At 58.6% G+C, this 6665-nt stretch carries 8 protein-coding genes; 5 read left to right on the top strand and 3 right to left on the bottom strand.

The window, feature by feature from the left end; genetic code table 11:
* Positions 1–552 precede the first annotated feature (552 nt).
* The 3 genes from H4684_RS20135 (at position 553) to feoB (ending at position 3207) form a co-directional block, all read left to right on the top strand.
* A complete protein-coding gene (locus tag H4684_RS20135; protein WP_092189390.1) occupies positions 553–714 on the top strand; it encodes a FeoB-associated Cys-rich membrane protein in 162 nt (53 codons plus the stop codon).
* 85 nt (positions 715–799) lie between these two features.
* Positions 800–1057: a FeoA family protein gene (locus H4684_RS20130; RefSeq protein WP_092189392.1), complete on the top strand. Its 258-nt coding sequence runs from the start codon at positions 800–802 to the stop codon at positions 1055–1057.
* On the top strand, positions 1054–3207 hold the full coding sequence (gene feoB, locus H4684_RS20125) for a ferrous iron transport protein B (RefSeq protein ID WP_192625124.1): 2154 nt from the start codon (positions 1054–1056) through the stop codon (positions 3205–3207). Before H4684_RS20130 ends, feoB begins: the two co-directional genes overlap by 4 nt.
* Positions 3208–3474: 267 nt before the next feature.
* On the opposite strand, the gene H4684_RS20120 is transcribed toward feoB, so the two are convergent.
* Both H4684_RS20120 and H4684_RS20115 read right to left on the bottom strand, forming a co-directional pair.
* Positions 3475–3870 carry a type II toxin-antitoxin system HicB family antitoxin gene (locus H4684_RS20120; RefSeq protein ID WP_192625123.1) on the bottom strand — a complete coding sequence of 132 codons (396 nt, stop codon included), beginning with the start codon at positions 3868–3870 and terminating at the stop codon, positions 3475–3477.
* A 9-nt stretch (positions 3871–3879) separates the two neighbouring features.
* Positions 3880–4062 (bottom strand): type II toxin-antitoxin system HicA family toxin, encoded by a 183-nt coding sequence (locus H4684_RS20115; protein WP_192625122.1) that lies wholly within the window; start codon positions 4060–4062, stop codon positions 3880–3882.
* Between the two features lie 200 nt (positions 4063–4262).
* Here H4684_RS20115 and H4684_RS20110 point away from each other — a divergent pair, with 200 nt between their 5' ends.
* Both H4684_RS20110 and H4684_RS20105 read left to right on the top strand, forming a co-directional pair.
* Positions 4263–4505, top strand: a complete 243-nt coding sequence (locus H4684_RS20110; RefSeq protein ID WP_192625121.1) for a CopG family ribbon-helix-helix protein — start codon at positions 4263–4265, stop codon at positions 4503–4505.
* Complete coding sequence (locus tag H4684_RS20105) at positions 4492–4785, top strand: type II toxin-antitoxin system RelE/ParE family toxin (RefSeq protein ID WP_192625120.1); 294 nt, start codon at positions 4492–4494, stop codon at positions 4783–4785. Before H4684_RS20110 ends, H4684_RS20105 begins: the two co-directional genes overlap by 14 nt.
* 438 nt (positions 4786–5223) lie before the next feature.
* On the opposite strand, the gene H4684_RS20100 is transcribed toward H4684_RS20105, so the two are convergent.
* Positions 5224–6555, bottom strand: a complete 1332-nt coding sequence (locus H4684_RS20100) for a TolC family outer membrane protein (protein ID WP_192625119.1) — start codon at positions 6553–6555, stop codon at positions 5224–5226.
* Between the last annotated feature and the right edge of the window lie 110 nt (positions 6556–6665).

Here is a 6665-nt window from a genome sequence, read left to right as displayed (position 1 = left end):
TTGGGCGGAAGCTTGCGTGCATCGGTGGTTTGCATGGATCCGAATGTACACAATTCTTCCACGAATGTTAACTATTTTATGCTCGGATTAATATTACGACCCGCCCCCCGTAGGGGCGGTCCTGCGTGACCGCCCTGCCTTTGGTCCTACGTGGCCGCCCTGCATCGCGGGAATGGGCAGACACGCAGGTCTGCCCCTACGGTACATTCGTTACAACCACGACCGAAATAATTACGACCCCGCCCACCACGTCTACGTTAACCAAACCCGCATCTACCGTAGGGGCGGTCCTGCGTGACCGCCCTGCCTTGGTCCTGCGTAAACGCCCGGCATTCCGCCCTGCGTGACCGCCCGGCATCGCGGGAAAGGGCAGACACGCAGGTCTGCCCCTACGGTACATTCGTCACAACCACGACCGGATTAATTTTGACCCCGCCCACCACGAATCACATTTCACCCCAAAAAATAATTCACCACGACTAATTTTTTTATTGACTTCCACCCATCCGCCCGCATAATAAGTTCACCACGACAAACAATTCCGGAGACGTTATGAATCTTGATCTTTTCATCACCCTTGGCGTGATAGCCATTGCGGCAATCTACCTGCTGCGACGACACTTCAGGAAAAGCGACCCATGCTGCGGCTGTTCGGGTTGTTCCAACAACCTTGAACCCAAACCGCTTGGAGACTGCCGTTCCAAAAAAAGCTGATTTTCAAAATCCTCCTCGCCGTCATTCCTCTGCAAAGAGGTATTTTTTTACACACATGATTAGACACAACTAACTCGGAGCCGCCATGAATTCAACCATTACCCTCAGGTCCATGCAGGCCGATCAGTCCGGCATCATCGATTCCATCAGCGCCTCTGGCGAGCTTGGCAGACGCATTCGCGACATGGGGCTTGTACCCGGGACACAGGTCACCATCGTGGGCCGCGCGCCGCTAAAAGACCCGGTGGCCCTGCGCCTGCGCGATTTTACCCTGACCCTGCGCAACAATGAAGCCGACCTGATCATGGTCAACGTGAACAACAGCGGAGAAAACCGTCAATGAACGCCACCATGGCCCTGATGGGCAACCCCAATTCCGGAAAGACGACCCTGTTCAACAACCTGACCGGCGCCAGGCAGCACGTGGGCAACTACCCCGGCATCACCGTCGAAAAACGCGAAGGCCGTCTCAAGATCGAAGAGCTCGACATCACCGTGGTCGACCTGCCGGGAACCTACTCCCTGACCGCCTACACCCAGGACGAACTGGTTGCGCGCAATTTTCTGATCGAGAAAAATCCCGACGCCGTGGTGGCGGTGCTGGACGCGACCAATCTGGAACGCTCCCTCTATCTTGTACTGCAAATCCTGGAGCTTGGCACTCCGGTCATCGTGGCGCTGAACATGATGGACGAGGTCCGGCGCAAAGGCGTCAGCATCGACAAGGGGCGTCTCTCCAAGCTTCTAGGCACCCCTATCCTCGAAATGGTGGCGAGAACCGGCGAGGGCCGCGAAAATCTTCTGCAGGAGGCGCGAACGGCCATGCTCGAACGTCGCCCCGCGCGAAGGGAACTTCGCATCTCCTACGGTCACGACCTCGACGAGACTCTCAACGCCATGCAGGAACTGATCGAGTCCTCGAATTTTCTCGATGGCCGCTATCCATCCCGCTGGCTCGGTCTCAAGTATCTGGAAAACGATGCCGAAGTCCTGGCCTTGGGCGAATCCTTCCCGGATGTGCACTCGCGCCTGCTGGAACTGACCGGCACCCTGGCCGAGCATTGTCGCAAGACCCTGAACACCGAGCCCGAATGCCTCATCGCCGACTACCGTTACGGGTTCATCACCGGGCTCCTGAAAGACGGAGTGGTCACACGGCCCACGACCCAGGCCCGCTTCGACATCACCGACAAACTGGACATGGTGCTGACCAATCGTCTGGCCGGACCTTTTCTCATGTTCGCCATCATCTATCTGATGTTCGAGCTGACCTTCACGCTGGGTGAAGTGCCCATGGGCTGGGTGGAGGCGCTGTTCGGCTGGCTCAGCGAAACGGCCACCGCCATCCTGCCCGAAGGCCTGCTCAGCTCGCTCATCGTATCCGGCATCATTGACGGTGTGGGCGGCGTACTCGGCTTCACGCCGCTGATCATGATCATGTTCTTCTTTCTCTCCTTCCTGGAGGATTCCGGGTACATGGCGCGCATGGCCTACATGCTCGACCGCGTCTTCCGCATCTTCGGGCTGCACGGCTGCTCGGTCATGCCCTTCATCATCTCCGGCGGCATACCCGGCGGCTGCGCCGTGCCCGGCGTAATGGCGGCACGCACCCTGCGCAGCCCCAAGGAAAAGATCGCAACCGTCCTGACCGCGCCCTTCCTTAGCTGCGGAGCCAAGGTACCCGTCTTCCTGCTTCTGGCCGCCGCCTTTTTCCCGGGAGCCGGCGCCAGCGCGCTGTTCTGGATCACCCTTGGCGGATGGGTCATGGCCCTTGTCTCGGCCCGCATCCTGCGCTCCACCGTCATCAAGGGCGAGGCCACGCCTTTTGTCATGGAACTGCCGCCGTACCGCATGCCCACCTTGAAAGGCATGTGCCTGCACACTTGGGAGCGGGTCTGGCAGTACATCAAGAAGGCCGGCACCGTGATCCTGGCCATCTCCATCCTGCTCTGGGCGGCCATGACCTTTCCCGGCCCGTCCGAGGAGCAGACCGCACGCTTCGCAAACGAACGCGCCGGCATCGAGGCCATGACCTGGGAGAGCGACGCAGCCATGGAAGAAGCCCTGGCCGTCATCGACAACGCCGAAGCCCAGGAAGCACTGCGCTCTTCGCTGGCCGGTATGGTCGGCACGGCTCTTGAGCCCGTCTCCAAGCCCGCCGGATTCGACTGGCGCACCAACATCGCCCTTCTGGGAGGCTTCGCAGCCAAGGAAGTCATCGTCTCAAGCCTTGGCACCGCCTACTCCCTCGGCGAAGTCGATCCGGAGGAGAGCACCGGCCTGTCCGAGAAGCTGCGCACCGATCCGGCCTGGAACATGTGGGTGGCTGTCAGCCTCATCGCCTTTGTGCTGCTCTACGCGCCCTGCTTCGTGACCGTGGCCGTCATCGGCCGGGAGATCGGCTGGAAATGGGCCGCCTTTTCGGTGGGTTTCAATACGATCCTGGCCTATGGCATATCCGTGAGCATTTATCAGGTCGGCATGGCCCTTTAAAAACGTTTTCCCTCGATCAACCTCCCCTCCACCGGGGCGGCAGGGCCATGCCCTGCCGCCCCGGACCTTTTTTGGGCGCCACACCAGTAACGCAAAGCACTATGGACATGCATGAGAACCGTGGGTCCTTCGTCCGCACAGGGATGACACCGGGACGGAACATGGCCTCTGGAAAAAACTTCGACGTGACCCATCGGCAACTTCACCAGTAAAAAACGCCCGCTTCCAATCGAAAGCGGGCGTCTTGCGCAATGGGCTTCCAGGCTCCTAGCGCATGGCCTTCCTTGCGGCCTCGGCCAGGAAACCGGAACGACTCATTCCATGGTTGGCGGCGTAGGCGTCGATCTTGGCCAGCAGAAGCTTTGGAAGAGTGATATTGAGCTTGGCCGCCGGGCCGAAATACCGTTCAACAGGCGCTTCGACCGCAGCCCAAATCCAGCCGTCGAACTCCGGCCGGGCCTGATGCTCGGCTATGGATTTCAAGACCGGGATATCGCGACCGGCCTCGATGGCGGCCTCGCACCACAAATCAATGGCCTCCCGAGCGTTGTCCATGGCTTCTTCCAGGGTATCACCCGCAGAAAAACAGCCCGGAAGATCAGGCACAACCACACCGTACGCGGTGGTCTCGGTACCCGGCTCTATGGCGATGACGAATTTCATGCTTCCTCCCTAGTTGAGACCGGCGGCATTCATGATCTGATGCGCCAGCCCTTTTCCCAAATCCTTTCGCGGGTGCGGCACAACCACATGCCCAGGCTTTTCGGGATGCACGTACACATGGTGGCTCCCCCTGGCCCTGCGAAACAGCCACCCGTCAGCTTCCAGCTTCTTGATAAGTTCAGCGCTACCCACGGTGGTTATGATAACCACCACTCATATGACGTCAAGGCCTTTAATGACCGTAAAACCCGGAGAATCATGGCGCACAGATGACATCGAGAAACCTCGGATTGCCGTAGAAAATGGCTCCGGCTCGATGTTCCGGCGGCCCGGTTGACCGCGCCTGTATTTGAACGTAGGCAAGTGTATTCTTGGTGAATACCGGAGGCCACATGCAAAAAACCACAACAGTCAGATTCGAACAGGACACGCTTGCCCTGCTCGATCAGGTTGCCAAAACCCTGGGACGCCCGCGCTCCTGGATCATCAACGACGCGGTGACCAGATATTTGGAGTATGAAGTCTGGTTTATGGAGGAAGTGCGCCAAGGGCTTCTCGCCGCCGAGGCAGGCGATCTCGTGCCTCACGACGAAGTCAAGAACGCCGTGCGGGGCCTGGGCGTTGCTGTCGATTAAGTGGACCTCCCCAGCCAGACAGGACCTCCTCGAAGCCACCAGGCACGCCCTGGAGGACGATCCCACCAAGGCCGAAAAGCTGGCCAACACAATCTTCAAGGCCGTGGAACAACTTGCCCTCTTTCCCGGCTCGGCGCCCCCGGGGCGAATCCAGGGAACCAGGCAACTCAGCCTCCCAAAGCTGCCGTTTGTCATCATCTACAAAGCCGGGATCACAGATCTGCACATCCTGAGAGTTCTGCACACCAGAAGGCATCCAGACCACCACAACCTGCCCTGACGGCAGCAACGCGCCAGTCTTCAGCAAAACAAAGACCCCGCGCAGAAGCACAGGGTCGTCAGGGGCGTTCTTGTAACGCAGGTTGTCTTGGCACGTGGCCCGGGATCAGGCCATTCGCGGCGGAATTATCCCACCGAGGAAAAAACCATGGCTGCATGCACTCCCACCACGCATGCGGCGGCAATCAGGCCCAGAACCAGTCTCTTTCCAAAATCTGCAAGCATTTCTGCTCCTTAAAATGCATTTGAAAAAACATTTCCCTTGCCGATGCGACGGACTGCGCAGTCCGCCTACAAGCCATTCGCTACCTAGCGCGGCCAAGTAACACTGTCCATGGAATTTTATGCGTGAAGCAAAAAACCCTTGCCGAAGTTTTCCGGCAAGGGCTTGGGAATCAAATCGGGGCGAAGTCGGCCTTCGCCTCGAATCAATCGGCCATTACTCAGCCTGGGCCGCAGGGTCCTTGTAGAGAGCCGGATCAACGCCAAGAGCGGAGATCAGGTTGCCGGAAAGGGCCATGAGCTTGTAAGCCGCGATCTGCTCGTTCACGCTGGAGGTGACCAGCTGGCTGGAAGACTGGAACACTTCGTTCTCGGAGTCGAGCACGTCGAGCAAGCTGCGCTGTGCCACGCCGAACTGCTCCAGGTAGATTTCCTTGGTGTTGCGGTTGTACTGTACAGCAGAGGTGTATTCCTTCACCTCGTTCAGGGAGGACTTGTACTGCGCCCACGTGGTCTTGGTTTCGTTTTCGACCGCCAGGGTCAGGTCGGACTTGTCGGCTTCGGCCTGGCGCTTGCGAGCCTTGGTGGCCTTGTGACCGGCTACGTCGGAACCGCCGTTGAACAGATTCCAGTTGAAACGGACCATGGCAGCGTCAGTGCGCTCCCAAGTTTCCTGATTCTCTACGCCGTCGGAATAGGCGGAGGACAGCTCAAAATACACATAGGGATGGTAATTTGCCTTGGCGATGTTGATGCGCTCGGCCTCGGCGTTGACGTCTTCACCGGCGGCGTTGATCTTGGGATTGTTGCCGATGGCCTGGGCGGTCATATCGTCCAGGGAAGCGGGGATGAGGTCCTGCGGATAGGGATCAACGGCGATCTTGCCGGGCAGCACGCCGGTCAGGCGCTGGTATTCATTCAAAGCCGCCTGCAGGGCGGAGCGGGTCTTCTCGATGGAGGCCTGGGCCATGAACAGGCGGGCCTGGGTCTGGGTCACGTCCGCCACACTGCCTGCACCGGCCTCCTCGCGCTCCTTGAGGGAAGACAGGATGTCGCGGTGGGCCTTGGCGTTCTCTTCTGCCAAGAAGAGCAGTTCGCGCTGGCGATACACTTCGAGGTTGGCGATGACAGCATCCAGAGCCAGGGACTCGGCGTTGTCGAAAACGCGGTAGTCCAGGGAAGCTGCGCGTCTTTCATCCAGACGAATCTGGCTGGAAGCCTCGCCACCGTCATAAAGACGCTGACTCAAGGTCGCGGTAATCTCACCACGATTCATCCAATCGCCTTCGTCTGGAACGTCACGCTCAGCGTTGTAGGAATCCACACCGACACCGCCACGAATGTCGAGTTTGGGATACCAGCGGCCCTTGGACTTGTCCAAGTCATGCCCCACCGCTTCACGGTTGTGTTTGATCATTTCCAGACGCGGGGCATAGCGCAGGGTGTCAATGACACTTTTCTGGAGGGTGATGTCATCTTCGGCCACAGCCACTCCGGCCGAAAGCATCACAGATAAGACAAGAGTAAGGCCTAATTTTTTTGCGTTCATAAACTTCCTCTCCTTGAAGTGGCCCCGGAAATTTGCACAAGCCTTTAGGTGGGAACTCTGCTAGTCCCGACCCCTTCAAACGCAAATGATTAGGGAGCAGAGAATGACGA

Source organism: Desulfomicrobium macestii, assembly GCF_014873765.1.
Classification (GTDB): Bacteria; Desulfobacterota; Desulfovibrionia; order Desulfovibrionales; family Desulfomicrobiaceae; genus Desulfomicrobium; species Desulfomicrobium macestii.
This window is presented reverse-complemented; position numbering and strand designations above follow the sequence as displayed.